This is a genomic window from Noviherbaspirillum autotrophicum (genome assembly GCF_000818395.1).
Classification (GTDB): domain Bacteria; phylum Pseudomonadota; class Gammaproteobacteria; order Burkholderiales; family Burkholderiaceae_D; genus Noviherbaspirillum; species Noviherbaspirillum autotrophicum.
This window is the reverse complement of sequence record NZ_JWJG01000028.1, coordinates 3,525,881-3,546,364: the sequence shown is the minus strand read 5'-3', so window position 1 is coordinate 3,546,364 and position 20,484 is coordinate 3,525,881. Positions and strand designations below refer to the sequence as shown.

Annotated in this window: 16 protein-coding genes and 1 tRNA gene; 4 read left to right on the top strand and 13 right to left on the bottom strand. The window is 55.3% G+C overall.

Features of this window, described 5'->3' with window-relative positions:
• Position 1: 1 nt before the first annotated feature.
• Both TSA66_RS25725 and TSA66_RS17755 read right to left on the bottom strand, forming a co-directional pair.
• On the bottom strand, positions 2 to 2,218 hold the full coding sequence (locus TSA66_RS25725) for a PAS domain S-box protein (protein WP_052452411.1): 2,217 nt from the start codon (positions 2,216 to 2,218) through the stop codon (positions 2 to 4).
• Between the two features lie 506 nt (positions 2,219 to 2,724).
• Positions 2,725 to 4,503 (bottom strand): NACHT domain-containing protein, encoded by a 1,779-nt coding sequence (locus TSA66_RS17755; RefSeq protein WP_040040911.1) that lies wholly within the window; start codon positions 4,501 to 4,503, stop codon positions 2,725 to 2,727.
• A 526-nt stretch (positions 4,504 to 5,029) separates the two neighbouring features.
• Here TSA66_RS17755 and TSA66_RS25720 point away from each other — a divergent pair.
• From TSA66_RS25720 to TSA66_RS17735, 3 genes are read left to right on the top strand one after another with little or no spacing between them, the layout of a single operon-like run.
• The gene (locus TSA66_RS25720) at positions 5,030 to 6,169 is read left to right on the top strand and encodes a replication initiation factor domain-containing protein (RefSeq protein ID WP_052452410.1); all 1,140 of its coding nucleotides are present in this window, start codon (positions 5,030 to 5,032) and stop codon (positions 6,167 to 6,169) included.
• Positions 6,156 to 6,485 carry a helix-turn-helix domain-containing protein gene (locus TSA66_RS28245; RefSeq protein WP_040040909.1) on the top strand — a complete coding sequence of 110 codons (330 nt, stop codon included), beginning with the start codon at positions 6,156 to 6,158 and terminating at the stop codon, positions 6,483 to 6,485. The genes TSA66_RS25720 and TSA66_RS28245 overlap by 14 nt, the downstream gene beginning before the upstream one ends.
• A complete protein-coding gene (locus TSA66_RS17735) occupies positions 6,395 to 7,372 on the top strand; it encodes a tyrosine-type recombinase/integrase (protein ID WP_408639510.1) in 978 nt (325 codons plus the stop codon). The genes TSA66_RS28245 and TSA66_RS17735 overlap by 91 nt, the downstream gene beginning before the upstream one ends.
• 41 nt (positions 7,373 to 7,413) lie before the next feature.
• Here TSA66_RS17735 and TSA66_RS17730 read toward each other — a convergent pair.
• From TSA66_RS17730 to TSA66_RS17710, 5 genes are all read right to left on the bottom strand, one after another.
• Positions 7,414 to 7,490, bottom strand: a tRNA-Pro gene (locus TSA66_RS17730).
• A 175-nt stretch (positions 7,491 to 7,665) separates the two neighbouring features.
• Complete coding sequence (gene glmM / locus TSA66_RS17725; protein WP_040040907.1) at positions 7,666 to 9,003, bottom strand: phosphoglucosamine mutase; 1,338 nt, start codon at positions 9,001 to 9,003, stop codon at positions 7,666 to 7,668.
• 13 nt (positions 9,004 to 9,016) lie between these two features.
• Complete coding sequence (folP, locus tag TSA66_RS17720) at positions 9,017 to 9,865, bottom strand: dihydropteroate synthase (protein WP_040040906.1); 849 nt, start codon at positions 9,863 to 9,865, stop codon at positions 9,017 to 9,019.
• A gap of 132 nt (positions 9,866 to 9,997) precedes the next feature.
• On the bottom strand, positions 9,998 to 11,884 hold the full coding sequence (gene ftsH, locus TSA66_RS17715; RefSeq protein WP_040040905.1) for an ATP-dependent zinc metalloprotease FtsH: 1,887 nt from the start codon (positions 11,882 to 11,884) through the stop codon (positions 9,998 to 10,000).
• A gap of 136 nt (positions 11,885 to 12,020) precedes the next feature.
• On the bottom strand, positions 12,021 to 12,665 hold the full coding sequence (locus TSA66_RS17710) for an RlmE family RNA methyltransferase (protein WP_040040904.1): 645 nt from the start codon (positions 12,663 to 12,665) through the stop codon (positions 12,021 to 12,023).
• A 36-nt stretch (positions 12,666 to 12,701) separates the two neighbouring features.
• Here TSA66_RS17710 and yhbY point away from each other — a divergent pair, with 36 nt between their 5' ends.
• Complete coding sequence (gene yhbY, locus TSA66_RS17705) at positions 12,702 to 13,163, top strand: ribosome assembly RNA-binding protein YhbY (RefSeq protein ID WP_040040903.1); 462 nt, start codon at positions 12,702 to 12,704, stop codon at positions 13,161 to 13,163.
• Positions 13,164 to 13,169: 6 nt separating this feature from the next.
• Here yhbY and TSA66_RS17700 read toward each other — a convergent pair whose 3' ends face one another.
• The 6 genes from TSA66_RS17700 to TSA66_RS17675 form a co-directional block, all read right to left on the bottom strand.
• Positions 13,170 to 13,619, bottom strand: a complete 450-nt coding sequence (locus tag TSA66_RS17700) for a DUF4149 domain-containing protein (protein WP_040040902.1) — start codon at positions 13,617 to 13,619, stop codon at positions 13,170 to 13,172.
• A 6-nt stretch (positions 13,620 to 13,625) separates the two neighbouring features.
• Positions 13,626 to 14,102: a transcription elongation factor GreA gene (gene greA / locus TSA66_RS17695; RefSeq protein ID WP_040040901.1), complete on the bottom strand. Its 477-nt coding sequence runs from the start codon at positions 14,100 to 14,102 to the stop codon at positions 13,626 to 13,628.
• A 100-nt stretch (positions 14,103 to 14,202) separates the two neighbouring features.
• Positions 14,203 to 17,433: a carbamoyl-phosphate synthase large subunit gene (carB, locus tag TSA66_RS17690; protein WP_040040900.1), complete on the bottom strand. Its 3,231-nt coding sequence runs from the start codon at positions 17,431 to 17,433 to the stop codon at positions 14,203 to 14,205.
• Complete coding sequence (carA, locus tag TSA66_RS17685; protein ID WP_040040899.1) at positions 17,426 to 18,595, bottom strand: glutamine-hydrolyzing carbamoyl-phosphate synthase small subunit; 1,170 nt, start codon at positions 18,593 to 18,595, stop codon at positions 17,426 to 17,428. Before carA ends, carB begins: the two co-directional genes overlap by 8 nt.
• Before the next feature lie 235 nt (positions 18,596 to 18,830).
• Complete coding sequence (locus tag TSA66_RS17680; protein ID WP_040040898.1) at positions 18,831 to 19,238, bottom strand: GlcG/HbpS family heme-binding protein; 408 nt, start codon at positions 19,236 to 19,238, stop codon at positions 18,831 to 18,833.
• Between the two features lie 64 nt (positions 19,239 to 19,302).
• Positions 19,303 to 20,484: a response regulator gene (locus TSA66_RS17675; RefSeq protein WP_040040897.1), complete on the bottom strand. Its 1,182-nt coding sequence runs from the start codon at positions 20,482 to 20,484 to the stop codon at positions 19,303 to 19,305.

The following is a 20,484-nucleotide window of genomic DNA, read 5'->3' as shown; positions in this document are numbered from 1 at the left end:
ATTACTTGCGCTCCAGGGCGCGCCGCAAGCCGCTCTCCAGCTTCAGACGATCCAGCGCCCGGGAATTCATCTCATGCGCATAGAACTGGAAGTTATTGCGCCCTGCATCCTTGGCGCGATACATCGCGGTATCCGCGTTCTTCAGCAATGCCTGCCCGTCCTGCCCATCCTTCGGGTACATCCCGATACCGATACTGGCGGTAGGATAGAACTCGTGCCCGGCAATCGTCATCGGACATGCCAGCGCTTCCAGTATCTCCCGAGCCAGAATCGCCGCCGTTTCTTCGCGCTGCACATCCGGTCGCAGCACCACGAATTCGTCGCCGCCGACGCGGGCGATGGTGTCTCCCTCGTGTGCACAGGCCAACAAGCGGCGGCCCACTTCTATGATGATACGATCGCCGACATCGTGGCCCAAGCTATCATTGATGTTCTTGAACCGATCCAAGTCAATCACCAGCACTGCAACCTGGCCGTCCGACCGGTTCGCATATACCAGTGCCTGCGACAGGCGATCCAGCAACAGGGAACGATTCGGCAGATGAGTCAGTGCGTCGTGATTGGCCAGATGCAGCAATTCTTCTTCGATCTGCTTGCGCCTGGATATATCCTCGACTACGGTACTGAAATACTTCGGGTTGCCATCCTCGTCGCGCACAGTGGAACTGGTCACGTTAACCCAGATGTAGTAACCATTCTTGTGGCGATACCGCTTTTCACGCGTCTTTTCATCCAGCTCGCGCCTGAACATGCTGCGCGCCAGCTCCCGGTCGACGATCCGGTCATCCGGGTGGGTAATATCCCGAAAGCTCATGCCCAGCAATTCCTGCTGCGTGTAGCCGACTATTTGACACAGCTTGCGATTGACCATCAGCCAGCGGCCATCCGTCCCCACGTGCGCCAGCCCTACGGCAGCCTGGTTAAAAGCGACCCGGAAGCGTTCCTCGCTTTCGCGCAGCACCGCCTCTGCCTGCAGCCGTTGGGTCATATCGCGCGCCACGGCAAGCAGCAACTGGCCCCCTTCCGACTCGATCGAGCGCAGATACACTTCGACCGGCTGGCGCGAACCATCCTTGCGCTGATACGCGGTGCGAATCATGCCGGTCTTGCTTTCGCTTTGAACGACATCGTCCAAGCATCGAATAAGGCGCTCCATCTCGCCCTCACCCGGCTCAAGATGTTGCGGACCGAGCGACAGCAATTCCTGATGCGTGTATCCGAGCGCGACGCACGCGGTTTCATTGACGTCGATAAAGCGCATCTGCGCACGGTCGATCAGGTAGACCGCGTCGATGGAACTGTCGAGCGCCATGCGAAAGCGCCGCATCTCTTCCTGTGAACGAACGCGTTCCGTGACGTCCTGGGCCATCAAAAGCAGGATGCTTTCCTGCCCCAGCAACGCCGCCGAGATCTTAAATTCCACATGCCTGACGTCGGAGGCGCCGGGAATGGCAACCAGCAGGGTGTGCTCCCCTCCGTTGGCCGATACCTCTCTGATGCAGTCGCCCAGTTGCGCGTTCGGTATCACCTCGCGCACGTCCGCGCCTGCGATCTGGTCGAGCCCTTCGATGCCGAACATTTGGCTCATCACACGATTGACAGAACGGATGCGGAATTGCGCATCGAGCACCATCAGGCCCGAGGGCATGGATCTGATGATTTCTTCCGTATATTGCTTGGCGCTCAGAATTGCCTGGCGATCAATCTGGAAGTAAGTGTCGAGGGCCAACACGATGTCCAGGCAAACCACTTTCAACAACGCGTTGTAAGTCGGCCAAAACTGATCTGGTTCGTCCTGCATCAGTTCGAGCAGGAGCGGCGTCAGTTCGGACAGGTATTTTCGATAGGCCCCGACATACCATTTCGGCTCCAAGCCAATATGTTGGTGGACCGCACCCACGCGCAGGCGATGCTTGAAATACCCAAGATCGTATTCGCCGGCAGAAAGTCGTATAAAGTATTCGGATTGTGCGTGTTTCAGGCGTTCCGCAGTTGTAGCGTCACCGATCAAGTTGCCTAAAACCGGTAATTTTTCCAAATATGCGTGAATGGCGCCTACGAGTTCGCCCTGATGACGAGCGAGCCGCGCATGTACATGGCGCAAGCACATCAAATCGCTCTCGCTGATTTCAAGGATGGACTTGCGCTGGGCGATGTCATCCTGATCCAGTCCAATCTCGCGTGAAATGGCTTCGACCAGCTCGTCCAGTTTTATCATGCTAGCGTCCAGCCAGACCGGAAAATTACGTCGAGCGTCAAATAAGCAGCCGGCAAGTTTATTCCCGTCATCGATGAGATAAGTCTGATTATCTCAGTCGTACTGAGCCAAATCAAACGATCGGCCGTCTTTTCAAAAAGACTGTTGTGGCGAGAGCCAAGCCAAGGTTACGGCCTTGACATTCGCACAAAAACCGACGCAATCAGGAAAAACTAGGGATAGGAAAAAATGCGAGGAGGGATGAACTGCTAGGCGCCGCATATTGCGGCAAATCCTGGTCGGGGCGAGACGATTCGAACGTCCGACCACCTGATCCCAAAACCTCTATTTCAATCCTAATAGCTTTTCTAACCAGCCACTTACAATGCTTGCCATCCCAAGGTGCAGCATAACCATAGGTTGCACAGTACTTAGTTAACTGATGTTATGGCACAAATTTGACACACTGACGCATAACATCGATCATCGACAAAAGAATCTCACCACCTCAGTTGTGTCTTCTTCAACTATATTCCTAATAGAACATCCAGATTATGTACGGTGTTTTCATGTTTCAATTTAAGATTTTTTAATGCTAGGTGGGCCGCAGCCAGATATTCCCTGGAGAAAATTCCATGCGTCGCAGACACTGCTAAAAATATAGGCGATCTATGAGTAATCGATTTAGTAGGATATTCGGAGCGCTGATTTCCGCTCCCAAACTGCCGATATAGCTGCGCGTGGACAACGTCATATTGAGTGCCGATAGGAAAGGTGTATGTCCCGCAATGCCTAACTGCCATGTGTAGCACCGAGGATCCGTCTGCTTTGGAGCTTGCACATGTCGCACTAATGCCATCGGCATCTACATTTATTGAAGAATAAAATGTCTTTAAATACTTCGCAGTATGCGTCATACCGACACTATGACTCACACCCAAATCAGAGAATATTTTTTCAAGTTGAGGAATTAACAATGTTCTCTCAACCAAGTCAGGATTAAGCTCCAATAGCAAATCCATAACATTGTCATACCGCATATTCTGCCAATATCGCTCAATTAGCTTTGTCTGAATCTCGGGAGACGCCTGAGCTATATGTAAGGCGACAAAGTATTCCTGAAATGAACGGTGAGAAAATGCAATTTCAAGGCCATCCTCTGATAGTAGACATGCTGCACTGAGCAAATCAGAAAGATAGTCGTCCGCATTAAACTTCTGCCTTAGGCTATCTCTACTTTTTTCAATAAAACCAAGGCATTGCATTCGAGGCATTTTGAATAGCCTCTTCTCATAAGTTTGCAAGGCAAAAAGAGAGAAAACATGAGAAAAATCTTGTATATCTAGACTTGTTAATCTTTTACGACTATATCCCCCTTTGTTAGCATCATGTCGTTGGAATAACGCTTCATATGCTTGGTTATAGAAAATACTGAGCTTTGAGGGAATCTCTGCGTTTTCACCATAGGTGAGTAGCATGATCGAGAGCAATAATGGATTCGACAAAAATGATTCATGCTTCTCAAAAAGGCTGTTCTCTAAGGCCGCACTGAATTTCTCTTTAATATCCTTATCAAACGGCAATTTTTCAACAAGACTTAGAGCAGCTCGTAAGTCAAGAGGCAGCATTCGAAACACTGAAAAATCTTCTATACCATTAAATACGTCGTCCGGCCTAGAAGATAAAAAAATCGGGCACTTCGGAAAACTTTTAGATAAAGATTTAATTTGCTTTATTAGCTTTGAGCGAAGTTCAGGATTGACCTCATCAAAACCATCAAAAAAGAAACAAAAATGCCCGGCTTGTTTCGCTCGTTTTATGTAGTCTTCGGACGTCTTAAATCCTAAAGTGTCGAGCAAATGCTCAATAAAGTCTTGTAGTGGCTGATCTTCGGAATTTAAGTCTCTTAATTCCACCATTACTGGCGCATATTCCTTGCTATTTATGCAATCCAAAAATAGGTGTTTCATTAGAACCGACTTACCACTTCCGCCAGAACCTGTGAGGACAATGCGGTTGGAATAGGCAATACACTCATTAAAATTGGGCTGTTCGATTTCCTTAGCACCACATTCGATTCCTGTTGGCACGTAGTAGCTATACAAATCGACCGGTTCATTACGGATAAAAAACGACTTGGCCTTAGAATATTTTTCCCTTGTATTAGAAAGATAACTCCTGTAGGCAGTCTTTAGCTTTACTTGTATTAACGCGTCAGCCTTTCCATAGGCTTGTTTTCCAAGTGCCCAGATTTTCTCTGCGTTTGCAGTTAAGAAATCAGCAATTAGTTTACCTTCGTCCATCATGCTCCCAAGCCATCTTTCTTTTAAGTAAATGTTCTCAGCAGATTAAAGAAAACTTGGCGAAGAATGCATGGGCTCAAGTTCCTATAGGTCAAACAACTGAAAATTTACCATAAGTAACTTATTCATATTGACCTCCTTCGATACATCTCTAACACAGTAAGTTACCCACAGGCCCACCCGCCGCTCCCTAAACAGAGCATGGGCGGGTGGGCCTGTGGGTAACTTACGGACGTCAAGTATTTTCCATACAAGCACTTTCCCCCCCTTGCAGCAAAGTACATCGTTCGTTAGCATACGAACGTCATAGGTAAGGAAGCTTCCCATTCCAAGACGGATTTTTTGGCGCTTGAGAGAATCTCGGCAGAGGCAAGGCCCTCATTAATGCTGTACTCCAAGGGGTCGCCATCCGCACCATCTTTAAGCCCCCTATGACTTCATCGTCGTTTTAAATAACCGGCGGTGGGGTCATGGTCTTCCCTCCATTTAAAGATTAATGACCCCATTGCATAACGCGAATGGAGTCATCATGCATACTCAATACAAAATCAGTAAAGACAACGCGTGCGCGAACGGCAGCTTGCTCGATCCGCAGGACGGGCAACGGTCGGTCGCGAACGCATCCCGTTTAGTAATACGGGATAAAAGGGCCAATCAGGAGCCCCACCCCGCAGTTGAAAGATATTCGTTCCCTGCTAGGGATACGGAAACAGTCACGCTAAGGGCAGGCCGAAATGGGCAAGGTACAGTTGTTTTTCACCCTATCCCGTCCAATACGAGTTGCTCCTCCGTCGCGCATGTGGATTGGCTCGGCTTTACCTTGTCGTTGGCAGAGGAACGAGTCCGAAGCTGGTTATTCAAGGAGCTCGTGTCTGTCTTTCGACTGCCCGTATCCGAGATAAAAAAATCTGGCTGGAACGGCTATACGCAATGTGCAAAGCTCGGGGATTTTGGAATCGTCGCGTGGGGAGGCAAAGCACAGCGTGGAACCGTTCACGTTGAAATTAACGGCACCGGATGCGCAAGAATCGCTGACTGGGCGAAGGTGCAGGCCTGGGGGGCGGCACAAAACGCATGGATTACCCGCATCGACCTTGCACACGACGATCTCGATGGGGCGCAATGCAACGTGCAGCAGGTGCTCGCCTGGCATGAGCAACGAGGCTTCAATTGTGGCGGGCGTGATGCCAAGGTAAAGCTGGCTGGCGACTGGCACGACCTGACCGATGGGCGAACAATCTACATCGGCACTCGCGGGAATAAGATGCTCCGCTGCTACGAAAAGGGCAAGCAACTTGGGGACTCAGCTAGCGACTGGTTCCGCGTGGAGCTTGAGCTACGTAATAAGAACCGACATCTACCCTGGGACATGCTCACCCGCCCCGGCCAGTACCTGGCTGGTGCCTATCCATGCCTAGGCTTCCTAGCGGTCGAACAAGTCAAGCTCAGAACGATGCAAAAAGCTACTGCCATGTCCCTTGACCGCATGACGGCGAATGCCAGCCGATTATCGGGGAAAGCAATCAACGTGCTGATGAAGGTGCATCAGGGTGATGCGCGAAAAGTGGTGCAACTGCTGCGAAGGAAAGGAATTCCGAAGCGTTTGATTCCATATCAAGACCAGCTTGCAAATCCGCGAACGGCAGGAGGAACAAATGAGGACGCTTGATCTCCGGGAGGCGGCTGACTTCTTAAAACTTCATCACGAGGAGGTACGCCGCCGGGCAAGGGCCGGGATAATCCCAGGTGCAAAGCTCGGCAAGCGCTGGGGCTTCATCGAGGATGATCTTGCTGCATACATGCGTTCGTTATATGCTCAGCCTCGGCAAGCGTTGCAAGTGGGGCATAAGGAGAATTATTTATGTCACTCTTCAAACGCGGTAAAACGTGGTGGATTGATTTCACCACACCAGGCGGCGAGCGCATTAGACGCTCTGCTGAAACTGAAGACAAAACCCAGGCTCAAGAGCTCCACGATAAGCTGAAAGCCGAATCGTGGCGCATCGCGAAACTGGGTGAAAGGCCAAAACGCACCTGGGATGAAGCTGCCTACCGATGGCTGATGGAAAGCCAGCACAAGAAGTCACATCTCGAAGATGTGGCGAAAATCCGCTGGCTCCAACAGTTCTTCAAGGGTAAATTCATCGACGACTTGACTCGGGACGTCATCGCAAAAGTGGGCGAGTTGAAGCTGAAGGAAACGAGCCCGGCAACGGCAAATCGTTTATTGGCTCTGATTCGCGCCATTCTGCGCAAAGCAGCCCTTGACTGGGAGTGGATCGATAGGCCTCCAGTCATCAAGCTGTATCGAGAGGCAAAGCGTCGGGTGCGGTACTTGACACCGGAGCAAGCGAATGCCCTCCTCCGTGAGCTGCCGGAGCACTTGGCAGACATGGTGCGGTTCTCACTTGCAACCGGATTGAGGCAGGCCAATGTAACCGGGCTGGAATGGTCGCAAGTGGATATCGCGCGTCGAGTTGCGTGGATTCACGGGGACCAGGCTAAAGCAGGAAAGCCGATTCACGTTACGTTGAACGCAACTGCCGTGGAGATGTTGACCAAGCAAATAGGCAAACACCCAAAGGTTGTATTTACCTTCAAGGGCAAGCCTGTAGTCGAAGTCAACACCAAAGCTTGGCGCAAAGCATTGCAGCGCGCCGGGATCGAGAATTTCCGCTGGCACGATTTGCGGCATACCTGGGCGAGTTGGTTGACTCAACAAGGAGTGCCGTTGAATGTAATTCAGGAAATGGGCGCTTGGGAGTCGGCTGACATGGTGAGGCGGTATGCTCACTTAGCACCGGAGCAGTTTTCCCAGCACGCACAGGTGGTCGATGTTCTGCTAAACGGCACGTTTTCGGCACAGCAGTAATAAAAAAGGGCTAGCCATTAAAGCTAACCCTTTGATTTACCTGGTCGGGGCGAGACGATTCGAACGTCCGACCACCTGATCCCAAATCAGGTGCGCTACCAGGCTGCGCTACGCCCCGAGAGCACGCATCATACCGTTCCCTGAGTTCGAGGTCAATTTATAACTGCTACTACTGGAAAATAAATTAGAGAGAACGGCAAGTTCAGAATGCATGCCAATCAGCAGACCGCCCGGCTCACCTCTGGTCATAGCGCCATTTTAAGGGCCGGCGCATCCTCTGCGCCAGCCATCTTTTACGCCGCCAATTTATCTGCAATACGGTGCGCCATTCTTTGCGCCGTTTCGGCGCTCGTGGCCTCCACCATCACCCGAATCAAGGGCTCGGTGCCAGACGGACGAATCAACACCCGGCCATTGTCACCCAGCTCGGCCTCGACCACTTCCTTTTCGGCGACGACAGCCATATTCTTCTGCCAGTCAAAACCCGGGGCAACCCTCACATTGATCAGGCTCTGGGGATAGAGTGCGAGATCGGCGGTCGCTTCAGCCAATGTCTTGCCACTGCGCTTTAACGCCGACAATACCTGCAACGCTGAAACGATGCCATCGCCGGTAGTATGCTTATCGAGGAAAAGCAGATGCCCTGACCCCTCTCCGCCGACCAGCCATCCGCGTTCCTGTAATACCTCGAGCACGTAACGGTCCCCGACCTTTGCACGGGCAAATCCGATACCCATCCGTTTGAAGGCAACTTCCAGCGCCATATTGGTCATCAAGGTGCCGACAACGCCCGCAACTGGCCCGGCATGCATCCGGTCCTTGGCCATTACGTAGAGCAATTCATCACCGTTGTATACCCGGCCGGTCGCATCGACCATTATCAAGCGATCGGCATCACCGTCGAGCGCGATGCCGAGGTCGGCCTGATGCTCTTTGACTGCCGCTGACAACGCGGCCGGAGCGGTCGCACCAACACCGTCATTGATATTGAGTCCGTTCGGTGCATTGCCGATTGCGATCACGTCGGCTCCAAGTTCATGGAAGACATCGGGTGCGATGTGATAGGCGGCGCCATGAGCGCAGTCAACCACGATTTTCAGACCGCGCAAATCCAGTTCGTTAGGAAACGTGCTCTTACAGAATTCGATATATCTTCCTTGCGCATCGGACAAGCGCTTGGCCTTGCCCAGCTTCTCCGAACTGACACAGTCTATCGGCTGATCCAGCGCGGCCTCGATTTCAGCCTCGACCATATCTGGCAATTTGTTGCCCGACGCAGAAAAAAACTTGATACCGTTGTCGTCGTACGGATTATGAGACGCCGAAATCACCACCCCTGCCGACAGCCGCAATGCGCGGGTCAGATAAGCAATAGCCGGCGTGGGCATAGGCCCCGCTAGCATCACATCGACGCCGGCCGCTGCAAATCCTGCTTCAAGCGCCGCTTCCAGCATGTACCCCGAAATGCGCGTGTCTTTACCAATCAATACGACTGGAGTCGTCGCCGTCGTTTCCGCCTTGGCCAATACCTTGCCGGCCGCATAGCCAAGCCGCATGACGAAATCGGGCGTAATCGGCATACTGCCTACTCGTCCTCGCACCCCATCCGTACCGAAATATTTGCGTGTCATTCTTTAGATATTCCTAGTTGAAATCATGAATCGCGCGCCAGACCTTGACTGCATCTACCGTTGCAGCCACATCGTGGACACGTAAAATCTTGGCGCCATGGGCTATGGCGGCCAGATTCGCCGCAAGTGTTCCAGCCAGACGCTGCTCTACAGGCCGGCCGGTAATTACTCCAATCATCGATTTTCGTGACAAGCCAGCCAGCACCGGCAAGCCCAGTTCATCAGCGATCCTCTGCGTATCTTTCAAGAGAGCAAGATTATGCTCCAACGATTTCCCAAATCCAAAGCCGGGGTCGATGCATAAACGCTCGCGCGCGATTCCCTCTGATTCCGCAGCATTGATCCGCTCATGCAAAAATGAGATGACTTCATCGGTGACGCTTTCATACTTCGGCTGCATCTGCATTGTCAAAGGATCCTCCTGCATATGCATGATACAAAGTGCACAATCGCTTTCCTTGACGACACTCAACGCAGTATTCGCCCTGAAACCGTTGATATCATTGATCATGTCGGCGCCCGCCGCGATTGCCTCGCGCATAACCTCCGGCTTGTATGTATCGATCGATAATGGCTTGCCACAATCGCGTAGCGCATAGATCACCGGCATTACCCGGCGCAACTCTTCCTCCAATGGCAGCGGTTGTGAACCAGGACGGGTCGACTCGCCCCCAATATCGATGATATCGACGCCTTCCGCAATCATTTGCTCGGCACGTGACAATGCCAGATCCAAGGACTGGAAGTGGCCACCGTCCGAGAATGAATCTGGTGTTACGTTGAGAATCCCCATCACCAACGGCTTGGCATTATCGCCGAGGGAAAAGTGGTAACGCCCACATTGCAACATTTGAGTAGTCATTTTCTTTTCAAGTGAATTGCTTGCTCATTGGCATGCACACATTATCGTGCTGATCAACGATGAATACATCCCATAAAAAAAGGGTGAGGACTCATCCTCACCCTTTTTTCACTACTCTCAGCTATGCTGAATTCAGGCCGGCGCCGTTGCATTGGGAGATACGCCTCCCGATGTACTATCCGAGGCGGATCGCTTGGCCGGGATGCCCGCTTTCGGCGGACGCGGCTCAAGGCCTTCCATGATGTCGTTGATTTGCTCGGCATCAAGGGTTTCCCATTCAAGCAAAGCCTTTGCCATGATATCGACCTTGTCCTGATTCTCCTCCAGCAATTTCCGCGACAGTGCATATTGCGTATCGAGAATCAGGCGAATTTCATTGTCCACCTTTTGCTGAGTCGCTTCCGACACCGTCTTGGCAGTCATCCTCCCGAAGTAGGCATCCTGCTCGCTGTCTTCGTACACCATGGTGCCCATGCTTTCGGACATGCCATAACGGGTAACCATCGCACGCGCCAGCTTGGTCGCACGTTCGAAGTCGTTTGAAGCGCCGGTTGACATCTGATGCATGAAGATCTCTTCAGCAATACGACCACCGAATAAGATGGCAATCTCTTCCAGCATCTTGTCCTTGTACATGTTCACTCTGTCATGCTCAGGCAATTGCCAAGTCAACCCCAATGCATAGCCGCGCGGCATGATCGTCACTTTATGTACCGGATCAGCTTTCGGCAGCAGTTTCGCAACCACCGCATGCCCTGATTCATGGTAGGCCGTATTGCGGCGTTCTTCCTCGCGCATGACCGCTGACTTGCGCTCCGGCCCCATCACGATCTTGTCCTTGGCGTCTTCAAAATCCTGCATTTCCACCAAGCGCTTGTTGCGGCGGGCAGCAAACAGTGCGGCTTCGTTCACCAGATTGGCTAGATCGGCACCGGAAAAACCCGGAGTGCCTCGCGCCAGAATATCTGCCTTGACGTCCGGAGCAATTGGCACCTTGCGCATGTGAACATACAAAATCTGCTCGCGACCACGAATATCGGGCAGGCCAACCATGACTTGACGGTCAAAACGGCCCGGACGCAGCAGTGCCTTGTCCAGCACGTCGGCACGGTTGGTTGCCGCGATCACGATCACCCCGGAATTGGCTTCGAAACCGTCCATCTCCACCAGTAACTGGTTCAATGTCTGCTCGCGCTCGTCATTGCCACCTCCCATGCCGGCGCCGCGATGACGACCGACAGCATCAATTTCGTCGATGAAGATAATGCAGGGAGAATGCTTCTTCGCATTTTCAAACATGTCGCGTACACGCGATGCGCCGACACCGACAAACATTTCAACGAAGTCGGAACCGGAAATCGTGAAGAACGGAACTTTCGCCTCGCCGGCAATTGCACGCGCGAGAAGAGTTTTACCAGTTCCCGGAGGGCCGACCATCAATACCCCGCGCGGAATGCGACCACCCAGTTTCTGGAACTTTGTGGGGTCGCGCAGGAAGTCGACCAGTTCCTGCACTTCTTCTTTCGCCTCGTCACAGCCGGCAACATCAGCAAATGTGACAGTATTGCTTGCTTCATCCAGCATGCGCGCCTTGGATCGGCCGAACGAAAACGCGCCGCCCTTGCCACCGCCCTGCATCTGGCGCATGAAAAACACCCAAACGCCGATGAGGAGAAGCATCGGGAACCAGGAAATGAATACCTGTGACAGGAAGGATTGCTCCTCCGGCTGCTTCACGTCAAACTTGACATTGTTGTTCACCAAGTCGCCAATCAGGCCGCGGTCGAGATAAGTAACGGCGGTCTTGATCTTCTTGCCGTCAGTGGTCGTCGCCACGATGCTGCGATCCTCGATGGTCGCTTCCTTGATATGCTTGGATTTGACTTCATCAAGGAAGTCCGAATACGCCACCTGCTGAGCGCCGCCGGCCAGCGTTCGTCCGTCGAACTGCTTGAAGACGGTGAAGAGCACCAAGGCGATGACCACCCAGATGGCGGCCTTGGAAAACATGTTGTTCACTAGGACTCCTTAGACGCAGGCGCGCCCATTTACAAGACTTGTAAAATTGATTCTACCCGCATTAATCAGCGCTTGCTAGGCTGCATGTGCGGCTAAGACCCTGAAAATCAAGGGTTATCAAGTAAATAACGAGGCTTTAAGAGGGGTTTTTGAGCACTTTGCCGAGCAAAAAGACTTCTGACGATTTATCCCGACTGGCTTTCGGCTTCTTGGACACGACGGTCTTGAATTCCTGCCTGAATTTCTCAACCAGCTGGGTATAACCTGTCCCATTGAAGCATTTGACGAGCAAGGCGCCGGAAGGTTTCATGTGCGCCTGTGCGAATTCTATAGCCAGATCAATGATGTGTTCGACGCGTGCCGCATCCGTCACTGCCACGCCCGATAGGTTAGGTGCCATGTCGGACAATACCAGGTCCACCTTGCGACCGCCCACCACCGACTCCAGCTTTTCCAGCACGTCCTGTTCCCGGAAGTCCCCCTGAATGAAATGCACGTCGGCGATCGGATCCATCGGCAGCATATCGAGGCCGATAATGGTGCCGTTGATACGGCCGCCCTCCTGTCCCGCTAGCTTGTTGCGCACATATTGGGACCAACTGCCGGGAGCGCATCCCAAGTCCACAATGATTTGCCCTGGCCTGATCAGTTTTTCACTCTCGTCGATCTCTTTCAGCTTGTAGGCGGCGCGGGCGCGATATCCCTCTTTCTGCGCCATCTTCACGTAGGGATCATTGATGTGATCGTGAAGCCAGTTTTTGTTGAATTTGTTCTTTGCCATTCGCGTAGAATACCGCTTTTGAAGGATTTATTGACTATGTTAAAACTCACCCCTGCGGAGCGCAGTGCGCTTCGTTCCGAGGCGCACGCACTGAACCCGGTCGTCATCATTGGCGATGCCGGATTGACACCGGCCGTGCTCAAGGAAATCGACGCCAGTCTGAATGCACATGGACTGATCAAGGTCCGCGTCGCCGGCGACGACCGCGACGCGCGCATTGAAATGTATGAAACGATTTGCGAGCAACTCGGTGCTGCCCCCATCCAGCATATCGGCAAGCTGCTGGTGCTCTATCGCCCGAAAAAGGAGGCACAAAAGGAGCGCAGCGAAAAACGTGGCAAGGGCCTGCGCGAAGTGACCATCGTCAAGCCTAGCCCGAGCGGCACGAAGCGCCCTACCGTCACGAAGGTTGTACTGAAAGGCAACGAGCGGGTTACTGCCGGCGGCCTCATCAAACGCGCAAAGCCACGCCAAACCAGCAGCAAGAAATCAACCTGAGCGTTTTTACCGCGCGACTAGGACAAGCGCGACAGCCAGCATACTTTGAACAAGGTAGAACGCGCTGGAAACGCCGTGCAGGATACCGAACTGCGTTCTAGCGTCAGCCGTCATGACTCCCGCGGGACCGGCCGCCTCCTTGAGGGCGGCCATGTACGGATGGAGACTGAAATATCCGATCGCCGTACATGCCAGCATACCGACGACAATCCACAATAAACGCCGGTCCGGCCTGCCGCTGCCCGCGCCTGCCGAGAACTTAGCCAGCACCAGCAAACCGGCCCCGCAGAAGATTGACAGCCATGCTTCGATACGAAACAGGCTGCCCGCAATCGAGCCGGCCAGTACCTTGTCATCCAATGTTGCAAACAAGGTCGGCGCAACCAAATAGCCGACGGTCCACAAGCTGCCGGCCCACAGGGTTGCAATCAGCAGGCGGACGCGTGCGGCAAGCATAGATGATCAGATATAGCGCACTTCAAGGACTTCATACTCGCGCACGCCGGAGGGCGCATTTACCTCCACCACATCGCCGGCATATTTGCCGATCAATGCGCGGGCGATCGGGGAAGTAATCGACACTTTCTTTTCTTTCAGATCAGCTTCGTCTTCGCCGACGATCTGGTAAGTGACTTTCTGGCCGGACTCCATATCTTCCAGATCGACCGTCGATGCAAACACGATGCGGCCTTCCGCATCCAGCACCGTCGGATCGATAATTTGTGCCGCGCTCAGCTTGCCTTCGAGCTCGGCGATACGCCCTTCAATAAAAGCCTGGCGCTCTTTTGCCGCATCGTATTCGGCATTTTCAGACAAATCGCCCTGCGCGCGCGCCTCGGAAATCGCATTGATGACTGCCGGCCGGTCTTTCGTCTTCAGGCGATGCAGCTCTTCCTTCAAGAGTTCTGCGCCGCGCTTGGTAATTGGAACTGTGCTCATATTTTTTCTACTGATCAAATGAAAACCACAGAGGTCACAAATAGTGCCGGGAAGAACCCGGTACCGTTTGTGACCTCTGTGGCGAGATTAAATTGTCGGGTTAGTGTAAGGTTTTATGCAGGCCTTGTAAATCGTAGACATGCAGCTCATCAAGGTGCCGCATGCCCTCGACCGCCGCTTCCGCACCGGCGATGGTCGTGTACGTGGTCGCCCGCGCCAGCAATGCCGACGTGCGGATGGTGCGTGAATCGGTGATAGCGGTGCGCTTTTCCTCGACCGTGTTGATGACCATGACGATCTCATTGTTCTTGATCATGTCGACCACATGCGGACGCCCCTCGACCACTTTGTTGACCGCGGTGACCGGAATGCCGGCTGCGCTGATCGCCGCCGCCGTTCCCTTGGTCGCGACCAGCGTAAATCCGAGCTCAGCCAAGTCTTTTGCCACCTGCACTGCGCGCGGCTTGTCGCTGTTTTTAACGCTCAGGAAAACCTTGCCTGATTTTGGCAACTTCACGCCGGCACCCAGTTGCGACTTGACAAACGCTTCGCCGAAGGTCTTGCCCACGCCCATGACTTCACCGGTCGATTTCATTTCCGGGCCGAGGATGGTATCGACGCCCGGGAATTTATTGAACGGGAACACGGCTTCCTTCACGCTGTAATACGACGGCACGACTTCTTCCTTGACGCCCTGGCTGTCAAGCGACTGGCCGACCATGCAGCGCGCGGCAATCTTCGCCAGTTGCAGTCCGGTTGCCTTCGACACGTACGGCACCGTGCGCGACGCGCGCGGATTGACTTCCAGTACGAAAACGACGTCCTGCAGCTTGCCGTCGATTTCCTGCTGCTGGATGGCGAACTGCACATTCATCAGGCCGACCACGTTCAGGCCCTTGGCCATCAGCGAGGTCTGGCGCTTCAGCTCAGCGATCGTCTCCGGCGAAAGCGAATACGGCGGCAGCGAACAGGCAGAGTCGCCCGAATGCACGCCGGCCTGTTCGATGTGCTCCATCACGCCACCGATGAAGGTGCGCTGGCCGTCCGACAGGCAGTCGACGTCAACTTCGATCGCGTCGTTCAGGAAGCGGTCAAGCAGCACCGGCGAATCGTTCGACACCTTCACCGCTTCGCGCATGTAGCGCTCCAGGTCGCGCTGCTCGTGCACGATTTCCATCGCACGACCACCCAGCACATAGGACGGACGCACCACCAGCGGATAGCCGATTTCCTGCGCCAGGCGCAGCGCCTCTTCTTCGGTACGCGCGGTGCGGTTCGGTGGCTGACGCAAACCGAGATCCTGCAGCAGTTTCTGGAAGCGCTCGCGGTCTTCTGCGGCATCGATCATGTCCGGCGAGGTGCCGACGATCGGCACGCCATTCGCCTCAAGATCGAGCGCGAGTTTGAGCGGCGTCTGACCGCCGTACTGCACGATCACGCCGTGCGGCTTTTCCTTGTCGACGATTTCCAGCACGTCTTCCAGCGTCAGCGGCTCGAAATACAGGCGATCGGACGTGTCGTAGTCGGTCGAAACAGTTTCCGGATTGCAGTTGACCATGATGGTCTCGTAACCGTCTTCGCGCATCGCCAGCGCTGCATGCACGCAGCAATAGTCGAACTCGATACCCTGGCCGATGCGGTTCGGACCACCGCCCAGCACCATGATTTTCTTGTTACCGGTCGGATGAGACTCGCACTCCTCATCGTAGGTCGAGTACATGTAGGCCGTATTGGTGGCGAACTCGCCTGCACAGGTATCGACACGCTTGTACACCGGGCGCACATTGAATTCACGGCGACGGTTGCGCACCTCCTTGTCGCTGGTCTTCAACAGCTTGGCCAGGCGACGGTCGGAGAAGCCCTTCTGCTTCAGCTTGAACAGCGTGGCCTTGTCGAGCGACTCGAGTGCCTGCTTTTCCAGCCACAGTTCGATGTCGACGATTTCCTTGATCTGCACCAGGAACCACGGATCGATGTGCGTCAGTTGATGCACTTCCTCCAGCGAGAAGCCTTGCGCGAACGCGTCGCCGACGTACCAGATACGCTCCGGACCGGGCTCGCCGAGCTGCTCCTCGATCGTTTCACGGTCGGTGGTCTTTTCGTTCATGCCGTCGACGCCGACTTCCAGACCGCGCAGCGCTTTCTGGAACGACTCCTGGAAAGTACGGCCGATCGCCATCACCTCGCCTACCGATTTCATCTGGGTGGTCAGGTGGCTGTCGGCAGTCGGGAATTTCTCAAATGCAAAGCGCGGCACCTTAGTCACGACATAGTCAATGCTCGGCTCGAACGACGCCGGTGTCGCGCCGCCAGTGATTTCATTGCGCAACTCATCCAGCGTGAAGCCCACCGCCAGCTTGGCCGCGACTTTCGCGATCGGGAAGCCGGTGGCCTTTGACGCCAGTGCGGACGAACGCGACACGCGCGGATTCATCTCGATAACGATCATGCGACCATCGGCCGGATTGACCGCGAACTGCACGTTGGAGCCGCCCGTGTCGACACCGATCTCGCGCAGCACCGCGAGCGACGCGTTACGCATGATCTGGTATTCCTTGTCGGTTAGCGTCTGCGCGGGAGCTACGGTGATCGAGTCGCCGGTATGCACGCCCATCGGATCGAGGTTCTCGATCGAGCAGACGATGATGCAGTTGTCCTTCTTATCGCGCACCACTTCCATCTCGAACTCTTTCCAGCCGATCAGCGATTCCTCGATCAGCAGTTCCGAGGTCGGAGAAGCTTCCAGGCCGCGCTTGCAGATGGTTTCGAATTCTTCCGGGTTATATGCAATGCCACCGCCGGTGCCGCCCATCGTAAACGACGGGCGGATGATGACCGGGAAGCCGATTTCGCGCTGCACCGCCCACGATTCTTCCATCGTGTGCGACACACCCGAGCGGGCGGAGCCGAGGCCGATCTTGGTCATCGCTTCCTTGAACTTGGAGCGGTCTTCCGCCTTGTCGATCGCTTCCGGGGTAGCACCGATCAGTTCGCACTTGTACTTGTCCAGCACGCCATGGCGATGCAGGTCGAGCGCGCAGTTCAGCGCAGTCTGGCCGCCCATGGTCGGCAGGATCGCATCCGGGCGCTCTTTCGCGATGATGCGCTCCACCACTTGCCAGGTGATCGGCTCGATGTAGGTAACGTCCGCCATTTCCGGGTCGGTCATGATGGTCGCCGGATTGCTGTTGACCAGGATGACCTTGTAACCCTCTTCGCGCAGCGCCTTGCAGGCTTGCGCGCCGGAATAGTCGAATTCGCACGCCTGTCCGATGATGATCGGGCCGGCGCCAATGATCAGAATGCTTTTAATGTCTGTGCGCTTAGGCATTTTTGTGTTTCTCCGTCATCGCCTGGGTCATCAACCCGATAAAGCGATCAAACAAGGGGGCGATGTCATGCGGGCCGGGCGATGCTTCTGGATGCCCCTGGAAGCAGAATGCCGGCTTGTCGGTGCGCGCAAAACCCTGCAGCGAACCGTCGAACAGCGACACGTGCGTGACGCGGCAGTTGTCGGGCAGCGTGGCCTGATCGACCGCGAAACCGTGGTTTTGCGAGGTGATCATTACCTGCCTGGTATCGAGATCTTGCACCGGGTGGTTCGCGCCGTGGTGGCCGAATTTCATTTTGAGCGTCTTCGCGCCGGAAGCCAGCGCCATGATCTGGTGCCCGAGGCAGATGCCGAAGGTCGGGATGCCGCGCTCGATCAACTCCCTGGTCGCCGCAATCGCGTAGTCGCACGGTTCCGGGTCGCCGGGTCCGTTGGACAGGAAGATACCGTCCGGGTTCAGCGCAAGCGCGTCGGCGGCCGAAGCCTGCGCCGGCAGCACCGTCACCTTGCAACCGCGTTCGGCCAGCATGCGCAGGATGTTGTACTTGACGCCGTAGTCGAACGCGACGACGTGGAATTTCGGGTTCACCTGCTGACCATAGCCGGAGCCCAGCTTCCACTCGGATTCGGTCCACACATACGGCTTGGCAGTCGACACGACCTTCGCGAGGTCCATGCCGGCCAGGCCCGGGAACGACTTTGCCAAGGCCAGCGCCTCTTCGGCGTTGGCGGCTTCACCGGCCAGGATCGCGCCGTTCTGGGCGCCTTTTTCGCGCAGGATACGGGTCAGCTTGCGGGTATCGATGCCGGCGATACCGACCACGCCCTGCGACTTCAGGTAATCCGACAGGCTTTGCTGGGAGCGGAAGTTCGACGCCAGCAGCGGCAGATCCTTGATGATCAGGCCGGCCGCATGGATCTTGCTCGCCTCGACGTCTTCTTCATTGACGCCGACGTTGCCGATATGCGGATAGGTCAAGGTGACGATCTGACGGCAGTAGCTGGGGTCGGTCAGGATTTCCTGGTAGCCTGTGATGGCCGTGTTGAACACGACTTCGCCGATCGTATGACCGGAAGCACCGATGGAAAAACCCTGGAAAATCGACCCGTCTGCAAGCGCTAGGATGGCCGGAACTGATTGGCCAGAAAAAAATGGCAGCAAGGGTAACTCCTGAGATTGTTACCGCCGCTGCGCCGCGCCAGAACGACCGTCAACCGAACGGCATGCGTTAGGGTGCTGTGGGTCTTTTTGGGACGTGATGGAAGGGGTATGCGCTACGGCGGACTGATTTGGTTAAACCCCAAAATTATAGCCGAAGACGCCACTCCCTGCAATGCCGTAAGCTTGGCGTAAGACTGTCTCCGCCGATGCGGCCGGCATCGGCGGCCTGCAAAAATCAGAGACCAAGTGCGGCGATTCCCGCCTTGGCAATTTGCACGTCTTCGGCGGACCGGACGCCCGACACGCCGACTGCGCCAAGGCACTGGCCGTCCGCCATGATGGGAACGCCGCCTTCGATCATGCCTTCCAGAACCGGCGCGCTCATGAAGGAAAAGCGGCCGTTATTGATCATGTCTTCGTAAATCTTGGTTTCGCGACGGCCGAGCGCTGCGGTTCTTGCCTTGGCTTGCGCCATTTCAACTGAAATCGGGGCCACGCCATCCATGCGCTGCAGCCACACCAACTGGCCGCCATCATCGACCACGGCAATCGTCACCGTCCAGTTCTTGGACTTTGCTTCCGCCTCGGCGGCAGCTGCAATTTTCTTGACTTCTTCCAACGCCAGGACTTGTTTGGATAACATCGTCTCTCCCCAAAAAATGAAGGAGGAATTGTACGACAGCCTAGCCGGGCAAGTCGCCGGAGATTTACTGCTCACCCTGCTGCATGGCCACCTCGACCAGGGTCCGCAAATCGGCCGGCAGCTTGTCGAGGTGCGGCAGCACCTCCGCTCGGCGCCCGTCCCTGATCCATTGGAGCAGGACTGGCACGTCGGGAGAGCCGGCGCTGCGCACTCCGGCAGACGCGGGCGCCTGATCCAGCCCGGAATGGGATGCCGCGGCAGCCATCGTCCCCTTGGAGCGCAGCAGGACTTCCTCTTCGGTGCGTCCCACGACGCCGGTTATCGCGCAATTCAGTCCCAGCATGGCGCGCCGATGCGCTATTTCGGCAAGCGCGTCGAACGTCAGGTGGGTATCGACGTCGTCATCGCTTAACGACACCACGCCGCAACTGGCAATGAACGACATGCGCGCGTCGAGCGCCAGCTGGGCTCCGGCGATAGCCTTGCACACCCGGCGCGCGAAGTAGCGCGCGGCGTCGAAATTGATGCTACCGGTGGCCAGCGTGAATTCCGCTTCGCCGGTCCGTGCAACCAGATCGGTCTGGCGCACGTTCCGCTGCAGAAGCTGGCCGATGGCATCGACCACGCTAGCCGGCAGCGCCGCCGGCGCGTCGTCCGGGCTGAGGCACTTCAGCCCGACACACACATTCAGGACAACAAAGTTTTTTCTGTTCTTGACAGCGTTTGCCAACAGCACCGACGCCTGAGTGCGCAGCACGTCGGCCGAAGGCAGATCAACCGTCTCCACTTGCGCATTGCGCACCAGCGTTTCCAGGCTGCGCTCGAACTCGCGTTGCGTGGCAACCAGCTTGGACAGGATATCCAGGCGGGACAGCAGCTGGGCAGTGCCGATCCCCTTGGTGATCAGGTCGGTCGCCCCCGCCGCCTTGGCGCGCTCGCGTTCCACGCTCTCGTCGCTGCCTGACACCACGACCACGGGAATATCGCGGATCCGGCTGATCTTGGAACTACGGATACGTTGCAACAGGCCATAGCCGTCCAGCTTCGGCATGGTCAGATCGGTGATGACGACACGGATATTCGGATCGATCAACAGGGTTTCCCAGGCCTCTTCCCCGTTGAGCGCCTCGCGGAATTCGAACATGCCTTCGATGTGCTTGATCAACGAGGCGCGAACGATGCGCGAGTCGTCAGCGATCAATACCCTGGGCTTTACGGAGATGTCGGGGGCGGCGAGTGTGGCCAT